Here is a 17831-nt window from a genome sequence, read left to right as displayed (position 1 = left end):
CGATCTGGCGAGGCAGAGCAGCACGGCGGCGCCGGCCAGCGAGAGGGCGGTGCCCGGCGGGACGTACGGGGCCGTTCCGGCCAGGCCGCGGGCGATCGGCACCAGGGTGATCCAGGCGATCGCGCTGCCCAGCAGCAGCCCGGCCGCGGCCACCAGCAGGGCCTCCCAGCGCATCATGCCGCGCACCTGACGGCGGGTGGCGCCCGCGAGGCGCAGCAGGGCGACTTCGCGGCGGCGGTCCAGGACGGTCATCACCAGGGTGTTGGCGGCGGTGATCGCCGCGAAGCCGCCGAGCACGCCCGCCATCACGGAGTTCGCCCAGTCACCGGCGGCACGCCTGCGGTCGGTCTGCGCGACGTATCCGGCGCGGTCGGCCACCGTGAGCCCGCCGGCGGTGGCAACCGTGCCGGTCGTGCCGGGCGCGGTGGTTCCGGTGCCGGAGGTGCCGACGGGGAGCGCCGCCAGCCGGGCGGCGACGTCGGCCCGGTCCGCGCCGGGGGCGTCCGCGACCAGGACCTGGCTGTCGAAGGCCACGGCGGCGTGCGCGGCGACGGCCGCCCGGGGCACGACCAACTGGCCGAAGCCGAGGCCGCGCTCGTACGTGGCGACGACCGTCAACTGCGCCTGGGTGCCGTCGCCGAGCCAGAAGGAAGCGCGGTCACCGGCCTTGAGGCCGAGCTTGCCGGCGAGCGCCGTGTCGAGGTCGACGGTGTCGGCACCCCGTGCGAGGTCGGCGAGCGAACCGGACCGCACCCCCAGGTCGAGGACCCTGGACAGCTTCGTCGGGTCACCGGAGACACCGAGCACGCCGGCGGAGCGGAGCTTGCCGTCGGAACGGTAGACGGCGCCGGTGCGCAGCACCCCCACCGCGGCGTCGACACCGGGCACCCGGGCGGCCTGCTCGGCGGTGGCGGCGGGCAGACCGGGGCCGGTGGAGCCGAGCACGTGGTCGGCGGTGATCCCGTCGCGCACCTGGGCGCCGGTGGCGTGCTGGACGCTGCTCTGGATGAACAGCATCGTGCCGCAGAACGCGGTCACCATCGCGATGGGCGTGAACGCGGAGGTCAGCCGGCGGGCGTTGGCGCGGGCGTTGTCGGCGGCCAGCGAACCGGCGGCGCCGCCCGCACCCGCCCGCAGCGGCAGCCCGAGCACCCCGGCGGCGACCCGGGCCACCCACGGGCCGAGCAGGGCGATCGCCGCCAGGAAGCACATGACCACCCCCAGCGCGGTGTTCGCGGCGTTCTCGCCGCTCATCCCGGCCGCCACCACGGCCAGCACCACGCCGCCGACGACGGCCACCAGGCCGAGCAGGGTGCGCACCACGCCCACGCGCCCCGGCGGCACCGACGCCTCGCCGAGCGCCTGGCCGGGCCGCAGGTTCGAGGGCCGACGCGCGGCGAGATGACCGGCGGCCAGCGCGGCGAGCAGACAGGTGGCGACGGCCACGAGCGCGGGAAGCGGGCCGACGTCCAGCTCGACGCCCGCGGGGACGGCGCCGCGCTCGGTCAGGCCGTCGAACCACCAGCGGGCCAGCGCCACACCCGGGACGAGGCCCAGCACCCCGGCGAGGGGAGCCACCAGCACCGCCTCCGTCGCGATGGTGCGCCGGATCTGGCGGGGCGTCGCGCCGACCGCGCGCAACAGGGCGAACTCCCGGGCCCGTTGGCCGACGGCCAGTGCGATCGTGGACACCACGACGAAGACCGCCGTCATGGTCGCGGTGCCGCCGAAGGAACCGCCGATCGCGATGAGCAGGGTACGGCCGTCCCCGAGGGACGGCTTCTCGACGGAACCCCGGGCTTCGCCGGTGACCACCCTGACCCCGGTGGGGGAGGCCGCGGGCCGGGACTCCCCGGCGTCCGCCCGGCCGGCGGTGTCGCGCAGCGCGTCGCGCAGTTGCCGGGCGAGGTCCTCGGCCCCGACGCCTTCGCGGGGCTGGACGGCGATGGCGTCGACGCGGCCGGGGTGGCCGGAGAGCCGGCCGGCCGCGTCGTCGGCGAACCAGGCGGTGGGGCCGGCGCCCTGCGGCGCGGCCAGGCCGGAGATCCGGTAGGTGCCACCGCCGCCGGGCGCGACCAGGTCCAGGCTCGCGCCCGGGACGAGGCGGGCGGCGCGCGCGGTGGCGGCGTCGAGGACGACCTCGCCTTCGCCGGGCGCACGGCCCTCGACCAGGGTGTCCGCGCCGCCCGCGATGCCGAGCGCCGCGTACCCGCGCCCCGTCAGCGCCGGGGTCGCCGGGCCCGGCTGGACCGGGAAGGCGGAGTCCGCGCGGGCCGCCGCCACCCCCGGCTGCGCGGCGATCCGCCGGGCCAGGGCGGCGTCCACCCGGGCCCGGTCGGAGACCGGCCGGTCGACGGTCTTCACCTTCTTGTTGACCCTGCGGACGATCTCGACGTCCGGCTCGGCCGCCACGACGACCGGCGCGTTCGCGTACCGCACCGGCGGCACGGTGGCGGTGATACCGGTCTGCAGCATGGTGCCGCAGGCCATGATGACCGCCGCGCCGAAGAGCAGGGCGATGAACGTCCCCGCGAAGGAGGCGGGCCGGAAGCGTACCGAGGCCCGCGCGAGTCCGTTGCTCACGCTGCCGCCCCCACCCGGCGCGTGGCGAACGGGGCGGCCACCGGACCGCGTCGCGCCGCCCGTAACCCGATCGCGGCCGGACCCGGGTCAAGGGGCCCGTTCGGCCCGTACGCGGAACGGTCGTGGCGGCGTGCCATGGTGGTGCCTTCCCTCGCGGATCGTCGCTGGTCATCGACCCGACCCAGGCTAGGAACGGCGGCTGCGGCGGACCATGGAGGCTCCCGGCGGAGCAGCGGTGGGGTTATCCCCACCCCCGCCCCGGGCCGAACGCCCACGCGAGCCGTTTCTGCTCCCGAAGTCCTTCCGAACGACCAACGCACGCGCGGTTCGGGGAAGTTCATTCACACCCCGACCAAAGAGCAAGCGGACGGACCACCTGCGCCACCGAAGGGGCGGGCGCGCGGGCACCGTGTTCTCGCCCGGGCGGGCGGGGGTGGGGAGTGCCGCCCCCGCCCGGTGTGGGTCAGCCGAGGGCGAGCATCGCGTCGGTGACCTCGGCGAGTGCCGTGGTGGGGATCGTGGTGGCGGCGTGGTCGAGGACGAGCAGCCGCGCCCCGGGGATTTCGCGGGCGAGTGCCTCGGCGTTGCCGAGGGGGAAGAAGCGGTTGTGGCGGCCGTGGACGACGAGGGTGGGGACCTCGATGTCGGGCAGGCGTTCGCGCCAGCGGGGTGTGCAGTCGAGCGCGGCGAACACCGTGCCGAGCTGGTTGGCCGTCTGGACCGGGGGCGCGGTGCCGGGGGTGCGGTCCCAGACGCGTGCGGCGGTCGTGCGGGCGGTGGCGGGGTCGTCGCCGAGGATCTCCGCGCTGGTGGCGGCGAACTCGGCGACGGCCCCGCGGTCGGCCCAGTCGGGCGTGGGGCGGGCGAACAGGCGGCTCATGGTCGCCCGGTCGTGGTCGGGGAGGTCGTCGTCGGGCGGGCCCGGGGCGACCGGGCGGGTGCCGGCCAGGGTGAGGGCCGAGAAGGTGCCCGGGTGGTCGAGCGCGGCCACCTGGGCGACCATCCCGCCGACGCCGGTCCCGGCGAGGTGGGCGGGTGCCCCGCCGAGGGCGTCGGCGAGGGCCGCCGCGTCCTCGGCGAGGTCGCGCAGGGTGTAGGCGGGGGCCCAGGGGTCCGCCGTCGTGGACTCCCCGCTGTCGCGCAGGTCGTAGCGCACCGCGCGGCGCCCGCCGGCGGCGAGGCGTTCGCACAGCGCGTCGGGCCAGGAGAGCATCGTCGGCCCGCCGGCGAGCAGGACCAGGGGCGCGCCGCGGTCACCGAAGGACTCGATGCCCAGGGCGACCCCGTTGGCGTGGACGGTGGTCACCGGATCACCGGGATCCGCCGTGGCCGAGGCCGCGGTCGGGTGCGCTCATGTCGCCCGTCGCGGGGGTGCCGTCGGCGAGCCCGTAGCGGAGGTGGACGGTGCCCTGCGGGGCGGCCGCCGGCGGTTCGAGGAGCGTGAGGTTCGTGGGGACCGTGCCGCCGTCGAACACCTTCTTGCCGACGCCGAGCATGATCGGGTGCACCCACAGGTCGAGGCGGTCGAAGAGCTTCTCCCGCAGGAGGCTCTGCACCAGGTCCAGGCTTCCGACGACCTTCACGTCGCGGTGCCGGTCGCGGATCGCGCGCACCTCGGCGGCCAGGTCGGGGCCGAGCCGCGTGGATCCGGCCCACGGGAGGTCGGGCTCGCCGCGGGAGGCCACGTACTTCGGGACGCGGTTGAAGAGCTCGGCGATCTCGCCGTCCTTCTGGTGCGGCCAGTAGGCGGCGAAGATCTCGTACGTCCGGCGGCCGAGCAGGAGGGCGTCCGTGCCCTCGTACGCGGCGCTGATCTGCGCCCCGGTGACCTCGCTCATCAGTGGCGCCTGCCAGCCGCCGAACGGGAACCCCACCGGGTCCTCGTCGGGGCCGCCGGGTGCCTGCCCGACGAGGTCGAGGGTCGCGAACAGTTCGATGTGGATGAGGCCCATGGCTGTGCTCCCGGTGAGTGCGGTCGTTTCCGTCGAGGTGTAGACCGGCGGGGGCCGGAAGACTCATCGCCACGCCGGTACCCGGTTTCTCCGGAGCCGCCGGGCCTCAGCGGGCGGTGGCCTCAGCGGGCGGGCGTGTCGTCGATCCGGGCGATGCGGGCGAGGACGGCGGCGGCGCCGTCCTCGCCCGTCATGAGCCCGGCCACGGCGGCCGCGCGGCGGCGGAGCGGTTCGGCCAGGGCGGCCGTGATCGCGTCGGCGAGGCGTTCGGCGGTGAGCTCCTCGAACGGCACGGGCGGCGGGGCGACGCCCAGCCGGTGCAGCCGTGCCGCCCAGAACGGCTGGTCGGCCATGACGGGCACCGTCACGGCGGGGACCCCGGCGCGCAGTGCGGCGCCGGTGGTGCCCGCCCCGGCGTGGTGGACGACGGCGCCCATGCGGGGGAACAGCCAGTCGTGGGGGAGGTCGCCGATGGAGAGGACGTCGTCGCCCGTCGCCGCGAGCCCGGCCCAGCCGGCCTGGACGACCGCGCGCACACCGGCCCGCCGTACGGCCGCCGTCACCAGTTCGCCGAGCCGCGCGCCCTCGCCCGGGGCCATGCTGCCGAACCCGATGAACACCGGTGCCGGACCGGCCTGGAGGAAGTCGACGAGTTCGGCCGGGGGCTGCCAGCCCTGCGGCCGGGCGGGCCACCAGAAGCCCGCCACGTCGACCGGGGCCGGCCAGTCGGCCGGGCGCGGCAGGAGCAGGGGACTGTAGCCGTGGACGACGGGCCGGGTGCGGCCGAGCGGTTCCGGCGCCGCCGCGCCGGGCAGGCCGAGGCGCTCGCGCAGCCGGGCCACGGCGCCGGAGAACAGCCGCTCCGCGCCGCGGAGCCGCTCGCGGCCGGCGGCGAGGTTGCCCGCCGGCCCCAGGTCCCGGTCGGCGCCGGGGCCGGGCAGCGGGAACTCCGTGGTGGCGAAGGCGGGCGTGAGGTAGGTGCCGAGGACGGGCACGCCGTGGGCGTCACCGGCCGTCAGGGCCAGCGGGGACGGGGCGAAGGCGGTGAGCAGCAGGTCGGTTCCGCCCCCGCCGACGGCGTCCGCCACGCCGTCGGCGAGCCCGTCCACGTACGCGGTCATCAGCGCGCGGGTCTCCGCCGGGGACGTCGCGCGGGCCCTGGCGCGGATGAGCTCCTCCGGGTCCCCCGGCAGGGGGCGGTGTTCCAGTCCGCAGGACTCGACCAGTGGCGCGAAGGCCGGATGGGCGAGCACGGCGACCCGGTGCCCGGCGTCCTCCAGGCGGCGGCCCAGGCCGGTGAACGGGGCGACGTCGCCGCGGGAGCCGGTGGTGACGATCAGGATGCGCATGGGGCGATTCTCCACCGCGCGCCCGGCGCCCGTCAGGGGCCGGGCGGCGGGCCTTGTGGCGGAGGGCCTTGCAGCGGCGGGCCTTGCGGCGGCGCGGACGCCGGGGCGCAGGCGGCCCGTTCGCGGAGCAGTTCGGCGCGCAGTTCCGGGTCGGGCCCGGGGTCGGTGGCGAGGGCGCGGGTGAAGTCCCGGACGGCGGCGGCCGGATCGCCGAGTCGGCGGTGGGCGAGTCCCCGGTTGAAGAGGGCGACGGGGTCGGGGTCCAGGGCGATGGCGCGGTCCAGGTCGGCGACGGCACCGGGGACGTCGCCGCGTTCGAAGCGGATCGTCGCGCGGTTGGCCCAGGCGGTCGGCAGGTCGGGGGAGTGTTCGACGGCCCGGGTGAGCAGCGCCTCGGCCTCGGGGAGGCGGCCGCGTTCGGACGCGACCAGGCCGAGCACGCAGAGCAGGTGCGGTTGGCCGGGGGACAGCTCCAGGCCCGCGTGGGCGTCGCGTTCGGCGAGGTCGAGTTCGCCCTCGTCCAGGTACAGGCCGGCCCGGTTGACCAGGGCGTCGAGGTGGTCGGGGTCGATCCGCAGGGTCCGGTCGAGGTCGGCCAGTGCCGCCTCCGGCCGGCCCAGGTCGGTGTGGGTCTCGGCGCGGTTGTAGTACGCCTCGGGCAGGTGCGGGCCGAGGCGGATCGCGGTACCGTAGTCGGCGATCGCGTCGTCCGGCCGGCCGGTGGCCCGGTGGAGGGCGGCCCGGTCGACGTAGTACTCGGCGTTCTGCGGGTCCTGGGCGATCACCGTGTCGAGGTCGGCGAGTGCGCGGGCCGGATCGCCCAGCGCGAGGTGCAGTTGGGCCCGGTTGTGGACCAACCGGGCGCGGTCCTGGGGGCGTTCGCCGGGGGCCAGGGTCTCGGCGAGCCGCGCGAGGCCGTCCTCGACCGTGCGCAGCGCCGCCGTGTGGTCGCCGGCCCGGCTGTCCAGCAGGGCGAGGCCCTGGCGGTGGAAGACGGTGGTGACGGTGCGTTCGCGGGGGTCGTCGATCTGCCCGGCGAGGGCGATGGCGCGGTCCAGCCAGATGCGGGCGGCGGTGAGGTCCCGGGCGGGCTCGGGCAGGTGACGGGCGTGGAGCATGGCGGTGGAGTAGGCCGCGGACAGGTGGATCCTCGGCTCGTCGGTGAGCTGCCGGGCCCGGTCGTAGAGCGCGAGCGCCTCGGCCGGGCGGTCCAGGGCGGTCAGCGCGGTGGCGAGCATGGTGGTGAGGGCCCACCAGTTCCGGGTGTCGCCCGCCGGGGTGACCAGCGGCAGGCCGCGCCCGGCGAGCCGGACGGCGTGCTCGTAGAAGCCGCCGCGCAGGGCCAGTGCGAGCGCGGCGCGCAGTGCGTCGACGCCGTCGGTGGCCGGGCGGGTGCCGCGTTCGCGGTGGTAGGGGATCGCGCCGAGTCGCCAGGACCACTCGCCGGTCGCGGCCAGGGCGTCGGCGCGCTCGTCGTGCCAGGCGGGGCCGTGGGCAGGGGCAGTGTCGTCGGGGGCCGGCCGGGACGGGGTGACGGGGAGCGGACGGGCGTACTCGGCGACGGTCGCGGCGAGCGCGTCGGGCAGCGAGGCACCGCCGACGTACAGCCTCAGCCGGGACGGGTCGACGCGCCGCAGCAGGGTGTCGACGAGTTCGACGGTGGTGGCGTCCGCCTCGTCCACCCGGTCGAGCACGACGGCGGTCGGTGTCCGTCGGCCCGCCGACCAGGCGGCGACGAACTCGCCTATCCCGTAGGCGAGGTGGCGGGTGCGTCGGGCCGGGTGGAACCTGATCTGGACGTCGGCGACGTCCAGGGCCGCGACGGCCTCGGCGGCCCACGGCATCGAGGGCTCCAAGTCCCTTACCGCGCTGAGGAGTTCGACCTGGTGGCAGTCCACCAGCGGGGAGCGGCCCTGGTCGAGGACGAGATGGCGGACGAACTCGCCGACCCCGCCGTAGGGCCCGCGCCGCCAGACCCGGCAGTCGAAGGAGCCCAGGAGCCCTTCGGCTCCGGCGGCCGCCGCGTTCCGGTCCCGGGGCAGTGCCGCCTCCAGCCAGACGTGTCGCATGCTCGACCCATCCCCTCCTCGTGTCGACGGGCCCGCCGCGGGCCGTCGTTCCGGGACCGCGGCCGCCCGGTGGCGCACCGGGGCCCCGGCTGTGCGGTGGCGTGCCGGAGCACACGGGATGCCCCGGCGCGCCACCGGTGTCAGTGGTGCGCCGGAGTTACCAGCACCACTCGATCCAGAGCCGGCGGGAGTTGCCGGTCAGCGCGACGGTGCCGGACTTACGGGTCGTCATCTTCCGCATGTCTGTCTCCTTCGGTGGGTGGTGGGGGGCGGTCGGCCGGGGCCCGCGGCGACCACCGCCCATGGTGGTGATAATTCGTATGAGCTGTCAAGGAATTGGAGGCTCCGCTACCGGTTGGCACCGAATGCCGACCGGGTCGGGAGGAGACCGGGCGCGTTCCGGCGGCGGCGCGCGCGTGGACGGAAACGCGGACGGCGCGTGGACGGAAGCGTGGACGGGCGCGGCGAGGTCGCCGCGCCCGTCCCGCAGGCCGTACGGGGGAGGTCAGTTGACGAAGACCGCCGGGCCGCCCGGCCGGCTGGTGTCGGCGACCGGGCCGTACGTCGCGGAGAAGTAGCCGTCGGCCGGGCAGAGCGTCGAGCCGCTGCTCTTGGCGAAGTGCTCGGTGCGGAAGGCCAGGCTGTGCGCGGTGTTGTCGGCGTTTCCGGTGAACGCGCCGCTTAGCTGGTAGGAGCAGGTGATGGTGCCGAACCAGGTGTCCAGTACGGCGGTGGCCTGGATCGTCCCCGCGGACCCGCCGCTGAGGGTGACCGGCAGGCCGGCCGCGTCGGAGACGGTGACGCCGTAGGGCAGGTTGCCGACCGTCAGGCTGCGCACCGAGGTGACCCCGGTGACGTTGGCGGTACAGGAGCCGAAGGTCAGCCCGGTCAGCGACGCGGTCGCGCTGCCCGGCGCCGCCGGGTTGTCCAGCACCGAGGCCGAGAGCTGGGAGGTGGCGCAGGTGACCCCGGTGGTGCTGGTCGCGGTCGAGTAGAAGGTGGCCCTGCTGCCCGCGGCGAGCGGCGCGGCGAGGGCGTCGCCGACGGCGACGGCGGTGCCGCCCGCGCTGCCGGCGGTGAGCACCGGGCCGGCGGCCAGGGGCCCGGGCGAAGCGGCGGCGGGTGCGGCGGCCGACGTGAGCGCGGCGGTCGCGCAGACGGCGGTGGCGGTGGCGGCGAGGTGGCGGCTGAAGCGCATGGGAAAACCTCTTCCTCGGTGAGGGGCGAGAAGACGTCCTCTCGTGGCTCCCGAGCGGTGGGGACCGGGGAGCGCGCGGCGTTTCCGGGCTCATACGTTCCAACCGTGACCGCATGCCGTCAAGGCGGTGCGCCGAACTTGCTGACTTTTCGTCAACAAGGGCGGGGCGGCTCCGGCCCGGGCCCTCCCCGGGCCCGCACGCCCGGATGTCCGGGCGGCTGCGAGAATTCCGGCATGGCTGAGCACGGCAAGGACCACGGGTACCTCCTGGACAACCGGCAGACGGAGGCGGGCATCCGGTTCGGCGCCCTCGCCGAACTGTTCGACCCGGTGACCTTCCGGCACGTCGACGCCCTCGGGATCGGCCCCGGCATGCGCTGCTGGGAGGTCGGCGCGGGCGGCCCCTCGGTGGCGCTCGGGCTCGCCGAGCGCGTCGGCCCGACCGGCAGGGTCGTCGCCACCGACATCGACGTCTCCTGGACCGCCCCCGCCGCCGGCGGCGTGATCGAGGTGCTGCGCCACGACGTGGCCACCGACCCGCCGCCGCCCGGCGGCTTCGACCTGGTGCACGCCCGGCTGGTCCTGGTGCACGTCGCCGACCGCGCCGAGGCCCTGCGCCGAATGGTGCGGGCCCTGCGCCCGGGCGGCCGACTGCTCCTGGAGGACGCCGACCCGGCCCTGCAGCCGCTGCTCTGCCCCGACGAGTCCGGCCCCGAGGAACGCCTCGCCAACCGGCTGCGGTCCGGCTTCCGCACCCTGATGGCGGGGCGCGGCGCCGACCTCGCGTACGGACGCACGCTGCCCCGGGCGCTGCGCGAGGCGGGGCTGGTCGACGTCCAGGCCGACGCGTACTTCCCGATCACCTCGCCGGCCTGCGCGGTCCTGGAGGACGCGACGGTCCGGCAGATCCGCGGGCTGCTGGTGCGGGAGGGCCTCGCGACGGACGAGGAGATCGACCGCCACCTGGCCAACGTCGCCACCGGTCGGCTGGACCTCGCCACCGCCCCGATGATCTCCGCGTGGGCACGCCGCCCGTGACCTCCCGGAACGGCCCCGGCGGAGGCGCCGCCGGGGCCGGCACGGTGCCCGCCGGGATCCGTCCGCGGGCGGTGGCGGGGCCGCCGAGGGGGGCGGTGCGGAACGGGCCGGCGGCGGGACGGGCCGAGGGCTTCGACACCTGCTCCTGTACCGGCGGTTCGGCGTCGTTCACCTCCGCGTCGGCCGGGTTTCCCGGGAGGAAGGTCAACTGGTAGGGCGGCTCCGACGGGTTCCGGCGGCGCGGTCCCGCCGTCCGTCGTCCGCCACCCGCAGGGGAGGTGGCGGGCGGCGGCCGCTCGGAGCAGACTCACCCGACATGACGCGACTCCCCGCCGTGGACCGGCACCCGGCCCCGACCGGACTCCCGACCGCGACCGGACTCCCGACCGCGACCGGACTCCCGACCGCGACCGGACTCCCGGCCCCGACCGGACTCCCGACCCCGAACCGGCGCCCGCGACTGCTCGTCGTGAGCGGGCCGCCCGGGGCCGGCAAGACCACCCTGGCGCACGCCCTGGCCGGTGCGCTCGGCCGGCCGCTGGTCTGCCGGGACGAGATCAAGGAGCGGATGGCCGCCGCCGGTGAGGCGCCGGTCGAGGAGCTGGACCGGCGGACGCTGACGGAGTTCTTCCGCACCGTCGAGGGCCACCTGCGCGCGGGAACGGACCTGGTGGCCGAGGCGGCCTTCCAGGACCGGCTGTGGCGGCCCGGTCTGGAGCCGCTCGCCGACCTCGCCGACCTGCGCATCGTGCGCTGTGCCGTCGACCCCGGGACCGCCCGCGCGCGGATCGCCCGCCGGGCCGCCGAGACGCCCTCGCGTGCCGTCCACGCGGACGGCGAGCTGCTGCTCCGCATCGCCCGGGGCGAGCGGCCGATCGAGTCCTGGGTGCCGATCGCGCTGGACGCCCCCTGCCTGGCCGTGGACACGACCCGGGGCTGGGCCCCGTCGCTGGAGCGGATCACGGCCTTCGCCGGCGGTGTGGCCGATGACATCGGAGCCGGCGGGGAGCCGTCCGGCCGGACCGGGAACAACCGGCCGGAGGTCTAACCTCGACGGCATGGACGCGTTCGAACACCCGGACGGGCAGGCCGGCCCGCCGGGAGAGGGGCTGGAGGCCCTGGTCCGGCTGCTGGACCGGCGCGGTGCGGTGGTGCTGAGCGGGGCGGGGCTGTCCACCGAGTCCGGCATCCCCGACTACCGCGGCGCCACCGGCCGGCGCCGCAGCGGCACCCCGATGACGTACCAGGAGTTCACCGGCAGCGCGGACGCGCGGCGCCGCTACTGGGCGCGCAGCCACACCGGCTGGCCCGCGATCGCCGGTGCCCGGCCGAACGCCGGGCACCACGCGGTGGAACGGCTGCGCCGGGCGGGGCGTGTCACGGCGGTGATCACCCAGAACGTGGACGGCCTCCACCACGCGGCCGGCACCCGGGAGGCGGTCGAGCTGCACGGCGGCCTGCGCCGGGTGGTCTGCCTCGGCTGCCGTCGCACCAGCGGCCGGGCCGAGCTGGACCTGCGGCTGGACGAGCTCAACCGGGGCTTCCGGCGGGCCGGGGCGGCGGAGCTGCGCCCCGACGGCGACGCGCGGTTGCCGCAGCCCGCGGTGGACGCCTTCCGGGTCGCCGCCTGTGCGGACTGCGGCGGGGTGCTCAAGCCCGACGTGGTCTTCTTCGGGGAGAACGTCCCGCCGCCCCGGGTCGAGCACTGCTACGAACTGGTGGACGCGGCGAGCTCGTTGGTCGTCCTGGGCTCCTCGCTGGCGGTCCTGTCCGGGCTGCGGTTCGTGCGCCGGGCGGCCCGGTCGGGGCTGCCGGTCGCGATCGTCAACCAGGGGCCGACGCGCGGGGACGAGCTGGCCGAGCTCCGGCTCGACCTGCCGCTGGGGCGGACCATGGCGGAGGTCGCCCGGCTGCTCGACGGCGGGTGAGCGTCCGGGCCACCGAGCCCGGCCCGGCCCAACCGAGCCCGGCCCGGCCCGCTCCGGTCCGCTCAGCCGGCCGGCAGGGCGGGCCGGCCCGGCACCCACAGGGGCACCCGGCCGCCGCGCGGCATGCAGCGCGCCGCGTCCTGCTCCAGGCTGCCGGCCACCCGCCCGGGGTCTCCCTCGCACAGTTCCACCAGCGCGGCCGCCGCGATCCGGGTGCAGCAGAGCACCAGTGCCAGGGTGTCCTGGCGGTGGTGCCGCTCCCGTACGTACGCCTCGGCGCGCTCCTCGATCCGGTGGGCGTGGCCCGCCCCGTCCTCGGTGGTGATCGCCTGGACGCCGTGCCACACCAGGGTCAGCGCGCAGGGCTCGGCCGGGTGGGAAGCGCCCTCCCGCTGCGCCTGCTCGCGGGCCTCCGCCGAGCGCCGTCCGAGCCACTCCAGCGCCGCCGGCCCGTCCTCCCGGCAGGTGCGCAGCACCAGCTCGGCGGCCCGGGCGACCACGGCCCGCAGTGCCGCCGGCGCGGGCACCCGCAGCCCGGACCCGGGCCCGTCGCCGAAGGCCAGCCAGGCGTCGGCGAACGAGGCGGCCCGCAGTCCGCCCATCCAGGCCGGCGCCCCGGCCTCCGTGCTCATCCAGTCCTGCGCCCCCAGCCGGACCAGCCCCACGGCCGCCAGGCTCGCCGCGTCCCCGTCCAGCTCCCGCAGCCATTCGCTCCGCACCAGTACACACCCCCGTCAGCGGTTCATCCCCGTGAGGCCTCATCCCACCACACCAGGACGGGAACGAACTAGACAGGGTCACGTCACAATCTGGAACCGGGCCCTCCGGACCGAACCGCGGCGGGGGCGGTTCGGGGACGACGCGATCCGGCCAGGTGTGCGAGCGGCCGTGCCGCCCGGCCCGGTCGCCGTGGGGCGGCCGTGGCGCGTTTGGTTCCCGGGGTGTGGGCGTCGGGTGAGTTGGGCAGGGACGCGTCAGGACCCGGGCGGCTGTGCGGACGCCCGGTGCGTCGGGGCGGGGTCGATGCCGGCCTGCCGTCAGTGTGCGAGGAGCCCGTCGATCAGGGCGAGCGCGTCCTCCACCGATCCCGCCGGATCGATCACCGGATACAGGACGCCGCGGACGGTGCGGGTGGCGTCCAGCACGAGGGTGAGCCGCTTGAGCCGGTCGACGCCCGCCGCGCGGAACGTGGGCAGGCGCAGCGCCGCGGCGAGCCGGAGATCGGCGTCGGAGAGCAACGGGAAGGGGATGCGGGCGTGCTCCGCGAACGCGGCCAGCTGGTCCGGGCGTTGGGTGCTGATGCCGTGGACCCGGGCGCCCCGGTCGGTGAACTCGGCCATCCGGTCGCGGTAGGTGCCGGACTCCAGGGTGCAGCCGGCCGCGCCGGGGATCTCCCCCCACCCGGGCGGGTAGTCCAGGCCGCCGGGGGCGTAGGCGCCGGGGTAGCAGTAGAGCACCGTCCAGGCGGAGCCGGGCACTACGGGATCGACCGACCCGCCGGTGGCGTCGGCGAGTTCCAGCTCGGGCAGCCGGTGGCCGGTCAGGGCGTGCACCCGGCGGGTCTCGGCGGAGTCGGCGGTGCTGGTCCCGGTGAGCGAGCCGTCGCCCAGGACGTACCGGCCGCCCCAGTCCTGGAGGGCGACCAGGAGCGGCAGCAGGCCCCGCCCGGCCGGGGTCAGGTGGTACTCGTAGCGCGGCGGGTGGGGGTGGTAGAGCCGCTTCTCCAGCACCCCGTCGGCGACGAGCGCCTTGAGGCGTTCGGTGAGGACGCGCCGGCTGATGCCCAGTCCGGCGCACAGCGCGTCGAACTGGTGGGTGCCGCCGGCGACGTCCCTGATCAGGAGCAGGGTCCAGGTGTCGCCGACCACGGCCAGGGCCTGGGAGATCGCGCAGTCGGGGTCCGCCGCTTCGGTGTGCCGCATGAGTGCTGATTATAGTGAGTTCCAAAATGAAACTCACTCGCCGTGGAAGGCGGCCGCGGCGGAGCGCCGTGACCGTCCGGACGGGCGGGTGGGCCGGTTGCGACAGAAGGGGTGGGCCCGAAGGTGGATGTGACGACGCGAACGGCGGGCGTGACGGACCGCGGAGCGGACCGCGGAACGGACCGCGGAACGGAGCGGGGAGCCGGGCAGGGGGCGGATCACGGGGGAGGGCGCGAGGCCCGGCCCGGGGCATCGGCCGGGGTCTTCTGGCGCTACTGGACCGGATCGCTGGTCAGCCGGCTCGGGGACCAGGTGACCGTCGTGGCCCTGCCGCTGATCGCCGTGCTCACCCTGCACGCGACCGCCTGGCAGGTCGGCATGGTCACCGGCGCCGGGTACCTGGCCTGGCTGCTGGTCGGACTGCCGGCCGGAGTCCTGGTCCACCGGCTCCCGCTGCGCGGCACCCAGGTGGTGATGGACCTGCTGCGCGGCCTGGCGGTGGCCTCGGTGCCGGTGGCGGCCGCCCTGGGGGTGCTCGGCCTGCCGCACCTGGTGGCGGTCGCCCTGCTCGTCGGCCTGGCGAGCGTGGTCTTCGACGTCGGCAACTCCACCTTCCTGCCCTCGATCGTCGCGAAGGAGGAGCTGACCGCCCGCAACAGCCTGCTGTCCGGCAGCAGCGCCGCCACCGAGCTGGCCGGCCCCTCGCTCGGCGGGGTGCTGGTCCAACTCGTCGGCGGCGCGGCCGCGATGGTCCTGGACGCGGTCAGCTACCTGGTCTCGGCGGCGCTGCTGCGCAGCCTGCCGCGCGCCGAGCGGCCCGCCGGGCGGCCGGCCGACGCGGGGATGCGGGAGCAGATCCGCGAGGGCTGGCACTTCGTCACCCGGCACCCGGTGATCGGGCCGTGCGCCGCCGACGCCACCGCGGTCAACTTCGTCGCCGGCGGGCTGATGACGCTCACCCCGGTCTTCCTGGTCGACACCCTCGACGCGCCCGCCGCCGCCGTCGGCGCCCTGATGGCCACCGGCGGCCTGGGCAGCCTGGTCGGCGCCGCCCTCACGCCCCGGGTGGTCTCCCGGATCGGCAGCGGCGGCGCCCTGCGGTGGGGTGCCCTGATCGCGGCGCTCTTCACCTTCCTGCTCCCGTTGGCCGGTTCCGGCTGGGCGGTGCTGGTCTTCGCGGTCGGCAACGCGGGCTTCTCGGCGGGCGTCGTGGTCACCAGCATCGTCACCCGCACCCACCGGCAGACCCACACCCCGCCGGAGCTGCTGCCCAGAGTGATGGCCACCGTCCGGTTCGTCTCCTGGGGCGCCATCCCGATCGGCGCGCTCCTGGCCGGCGCCGCCTCCACGGCCTGGGGGCCGCGTACGGCCCTGCTCCTGCTGGCGGTGTGCAGCCTGGCCAGTCCGGCGATCCTCCTGGTCGGATCGATCCGCCGCCTGCGCGACCTGGCCTGACCCGGCGTCGGACGGCGTCGGGTGACGGCGGGCGGCGGCGGGCCGCGGCGGGCCGCGCGCGAATCCGGCTGCGCGCCGGCGGAGCGGCGGCTAGCCTCGGCCGGATGACAGCCATCCTGAACGACGCCGTCCGCGCGCTGCTCGACGCGCCCGTCCCCGCCGTCCTCGCCACCCTCAACCCGGACGGGAGCCCGCAGACCTCGGTGGTCTGGGTCGGCCGCGACGGTGACGACCTGCTCGTCTCCACGGCGGCCGGGCGCCGCAAGGAGCGCAACCTGCACCGCGACCCGCGGGCCAGCCTCACCGTCTACGACCCGGCCGACCCGCTGCGCTACGTCGAGGTCCGGGGCCTGGCCACCGTCACGGAGGACACCGGGCGCGCCCTCGCGGTCGCCCTCGCCGAGCAGTACGAGGGGCCCGGCGCCGGCCAGGAGTACCTCGACCTCCCGCCGGAGGTGCGGCGCGTGGCCGTCCGGATCAGCCCGACCAGGGTCGTCGGCACCGCGACGACCGGCTGACCGGGGCGGCCGCGGGCCCGAAGCCGCGACGGCGGCGGGGGTGCCCTCCCCCTGATCGGCGGTGGGGGAGGGCAGCTGACGCCGCGTCGGGTCCTTCGACGGATCGCCGTTCCGGGCCGGGCCGCGCTCCCGTGCGGCGCCCCGGCCGAGGACGGGGTGGGCCGCCATGACGCGTGTGTGGAAGTTGCCGCTGTCGCTGCTGCTCGGCGGTGCCGCCGCCGCGGGCGGACTGGCGTTCACCGGGAGCCACGGGGCGGCCGTCCTGTACCTGCTGCTGTTCGCGGGGCTCGCGGTCATGAACTCGCCCCTGGTGTTCCCGAGTTCGCCCGGTGCGGCGGAGGCGCTGCGCCGCAGCGCGGTCGACGGCCGACCGGTGGTCTACTGGCGGCCGGGCTGCGCGTACTGCCTGCGGCTGCGCGTCCGGTTGGGGCGGAGGGCCCGGCAGTTGCACTGGGTCGACATCTGGAGCGACCCGGAGGCGGCGGCGGTGGTGCGGGCGGCCAACGACGGCAACGAGACCGTGCCGACGGTCGTCGTGGACGGCCGGCCGCACACCAACCCCGATCCCGGATGGGTGCGCGGACAGCTTCCGCCCGCCGCCTGAGCGGCGGGCGGTCCGGGCGCGGGGCGGGCGTGCGACGGTCCGGTGGGTGAACGGCCCGGCGGCGTACGGCGATCGGCACAGGTCGGCGCAGGTCGGCGCGGTGCGGACGGGGCGCGGAGGGCCCGGGCGTTGCGGTTCGGTGACATGGAAGGCTCAATTCCGTCGACTGTTCGTACTACCTTCGGTGTGGACGCGGCCCCGGCCTTCGGTCCCCGCGGGAGGGGCGTGAACTGCGCTCTCCTCACCCGTACTTCGCTCAGGAGAACCCGCATGTCCCTCTCGACGATCCGCCGTGCCGGCACCGTCCGTCGGTTGGCCGGAACCGTTCTGACCGCGGCCCTGCTGGTACCCGCGGCCACCGCCTGCTCCTCCTCGTCGGGCACCCGGGGCGCGGCCGCTCCGACCACCGCCGCGGCGGCCACCACGCCGGGCGCCGCCCCCACCGCCGCGCCGGCGGCCACCACGCCCGCCGCGCCGGGCACGCCCGCGGCGTCCGCGACGCACGGTGCCACCGCGCCGACCGCCACGCCCTCCGGGCGTGCGACGACCGCACCGGCCCCGGGGAACCTGCCCAAGCCGGGCGGCCAGGTCCGCACCGAGACCCTGGTGGACGGCAGCACGGCCGAGATCCGGACCCTCGGCGACCAGCACTATCTCGCCAAGGTCGTCAACGACGGCCAGGTCCTCGCCACCCTGGAGACGAAGGGGCACGACGACGGGCTCGACGGCAACGGCATGTTCGTGGTGCTCTCGCTGGACGGGAAGATCCACTCCTGGATGGGCGGCGCACACCAGGGGCCGGGCACCTTCAAGCTGGCGGGCGGCTGGACGGCCAGGGTCACCAGGACCGGCGACCTCCACTACCGCGCGGAGATCCTCGGCGCGGACAACGCGGTGTACGGGACGCTGGAGGCGAACCAGCACGACGCCGGCGTCGACGCCAACGCCGTCCACATCGTGCTCAGCGCCGGCGGTGAGATCAGCGCCCACGAGTGAGCGGCCTCGCGTGAGGGGCCGCGCGCGAGTGCCCACGGGTGAGCGGCCTCGCGCGAGTGCCCGCGCGTGAGCGCGTACGGCTGAACGTCCGAGAGTGCGCGCGTCCCGGCGCCGGGGGCCGGGAAGCCCGGGACGCCGAACGGCGGTGGGCCCCCGATTGTTGGGGTGGCCCCCCCGTGGGGGGGTGGGGCCCAAGAGGGGGGGTTTTAATTGGGGTGT

General features: G+C 76.5%; 15 protein-coding genes. 7 read left to right on the top strand and 8 right to left on the bottom strand.

Features of this window, described 5'->3' with window-relative positions; genetic code table 11:
- From AB0E96_RS24900 to AB0E96_RS24875, 6 genes are all read right to left on the bottom strand, one after another.
- Positions 1-2583 (bottom strand): FtsX-like permease family protein (locus AB0E96_RS24900; protein ID WP_359827458.1); only part of this gene is annotated, 2583 nt, incomplete at its 3' end.
- A gap of 463 nt (positions 2584-3046) precedes the next feature.
- Positions 3047-3889 (bottom strand): alpha/beta hydrolase, encoded by an 843-nt coding sequence (locus AB0E96_RS24895; RefSeq protein WP_359827457.1) that lies wholly within the window; start codon positions 3887-3889, stop codon positions 3047-3049.
- 4 nt (positions 3890-3893) lie between these two features.
- Entirely contained in the window at positions 3894-4535 is a 642-nt protein-coding gene (locus AB0E96_RS24890) for a dihydrofolate reductase family protein (RefSeq protein ID WP_359827455.1), read from the bottom strand.
- Positions 4536-4657: 122 nt separating this feature from the next.
- The gene (locus AB0E96_RS24885; protein WP_359827454.1) at positions 4658-5884 is read right to left on the bottom strand and encodes a glycosyltransferase; all 1227 of its coding nucleotides are present in this window, start codon (positions 5882-5884) and stop codon (positions 4658-4660) included.
- A gap of 32 nt (positions 5885-5916) precedes the next feature.
- The gene (locus tag AB0E96_RS24880) at positions 5917-7953 is read right to left on the bottom strand and encodes a tetratricopeptide repeat protein (RefSeq protein WP_359827453.1); all 2037 of its coding nucleotides are present in this window, start codon (positions 7951-7953) and stop codon (positions 5917-5919) included.
- 505 nt (positions 7954-8458) lie between these two features.
- Positions 8459-9151: a Tat pathway signal sequence domain protein gene (locus AB0E96_RS24875; RefSeq protein ID WP_359827452.1), complete on the bottom strand. Its 693-nt coding sequence runs from the start codon at positions 9149-9151 to the stop codon at positions 8459-8461.
- Positions 9152-9385: 234 nt separating this feature from the next.
- Here AB0E96_RS24875 and AB0E96_RS24870 point away from each other — a divergent pair, with 234 nt between their 5' ends.
- The 3 genes from AB0E96_RS24870 (at position 9386) to AB0E96_RS24860 (ending at position 12117) form a co-directional block, all read left to right on the top strand.
- A complete protein-coding gene (locus AB0E96_RS24870; RefSeq protein WP_359827450.1) occupies positions 9386-10189 on the top strand; it encodes a methyltransferase domain-containing protein in 804 nt (267 codons plus the stop codon).
- 316 nt (positions 10190-10505) lie between these two features.
- Positions 10506-11237: an AAA family ATPase gene (locus tag AB0E96_RS24865; protein WP_359827448.1), complete on the top strand. Its 732-nt coding sequence runs from the start codon at positions 10506-10508 to the stop codon at positions 11235-11237.
- Positions 11238-11247: 10 nt separating this feature from the next.
- A complete protein-coding gene (locus AB0E96_RS24860; protein ID WP_359827446.1) occupies positions 11248-12117 on the top strand; it encodes an NAD-dependent protein deacetylase in 870 nt (289 codons plus the stop codon).
- A 62-nt stretch (positions 12118-12179) separates the two neighbouring features.
- Here the strand turns inward: AB0E96_RS24860 and AB0E96_RS24855 are convergent, their stop codons facing one another.
- Both AB0E96_RS24855 and AB0E96_RS24850 read right to left on the bottom strand, forming a co-directional pair.
- Positions 12180-12836 carry a hypothetical protein gene (locus tag AB0E96_RS24855; RefSeq protein WP_359827445.1) on the bottom strand — a complete coding sequence of 219 codons (657 nt, stop codon included), beginning with the start codon at positions 12834-12836 and terminating at the stop codon, positions 12180-12182.
- Between the two features lie 318 nt (positions 12837-13154).
- The gene (locus AB0E96_RS24850; RefSeq protein ID WP_359827443.1) at positions 13155-14039 is read right to left on the bottom strand and encodes a winged helix-turn-helix transcriptional regulator; all 885 of its coding nucleotides are present in this window, start codon (positions 14037-14039) and stop codon (positions 13155-13157) included.
- Between the two features lie 129 nt (positions 14040-14168).
- Between AB0E96_RS24850 and AB0E96_RS24845 the strand changes: the two genes are divergently transcribed.
- From AB0E96_RS24845 to AB0E96_RS24830, 4 genes are all read left to right on the top strand, one after another.
- A complete protein-coding gene (locus AB0E96_RS24845) occupies positions 14169-15494 on the top strand; it encodes an MFS transporter (protein WP_359827442.1) in 1326 nt (441 codons plus the stop codon).
- A 104-nt stretch (positions 15495-15598) separates the two neighbouring features.
- Positions 15599-16012, top strand: coding sequence for a PPOX class F420-dependent oxidoreductase (locus tag AB0E96_RS24840; protein ID WP_359827440.1), 414 nt, complete (start codon positions 15599-15601; stop codon positions 16010-16012).
- A 166-nt stretch (positions 16013-16178) separates the two neighbouring features.
- Positions 16179-16616 carry a glutaredoxin domain-containing protein gene (locus AB0E96_RS24835; protein ID WP_359827439.1) on the top strand — a complete coding sequence of 146 codons (438 nt, stop codon included), beginning with the start codon at positions 16179-16181 and terminating at the stop codon, positions 16614-16616.
- A 270-nt stretch (positions 16617-16886) separates the two neighbouring features.
- Positions 16887-17612: a hypothetical protein gene (locus tag AB0E96_RS24830; RefSeq protein ID WP_359827438.1), complete on the top strand. Its 726-nt coding sequence runs from the start codon at positions 16887-16889 to the stop codon at positions 17610-17612.
- Positions 17613-17831 lie beyond the last annotated feature (219 nt).

Source organism: Kitasatospora sp. NPDC036755, from assembly GCF_040636595.1.
GTDB lineage: Bacteria > Actinomycetota > Actinomycetes > Streptomycetales > Streptomycetaceae > Kitasatospora.
Note: the sequence above shows the minus strand (reverse complement) of the source record. Positions and strands in the feature narration are given on the sequence as shown.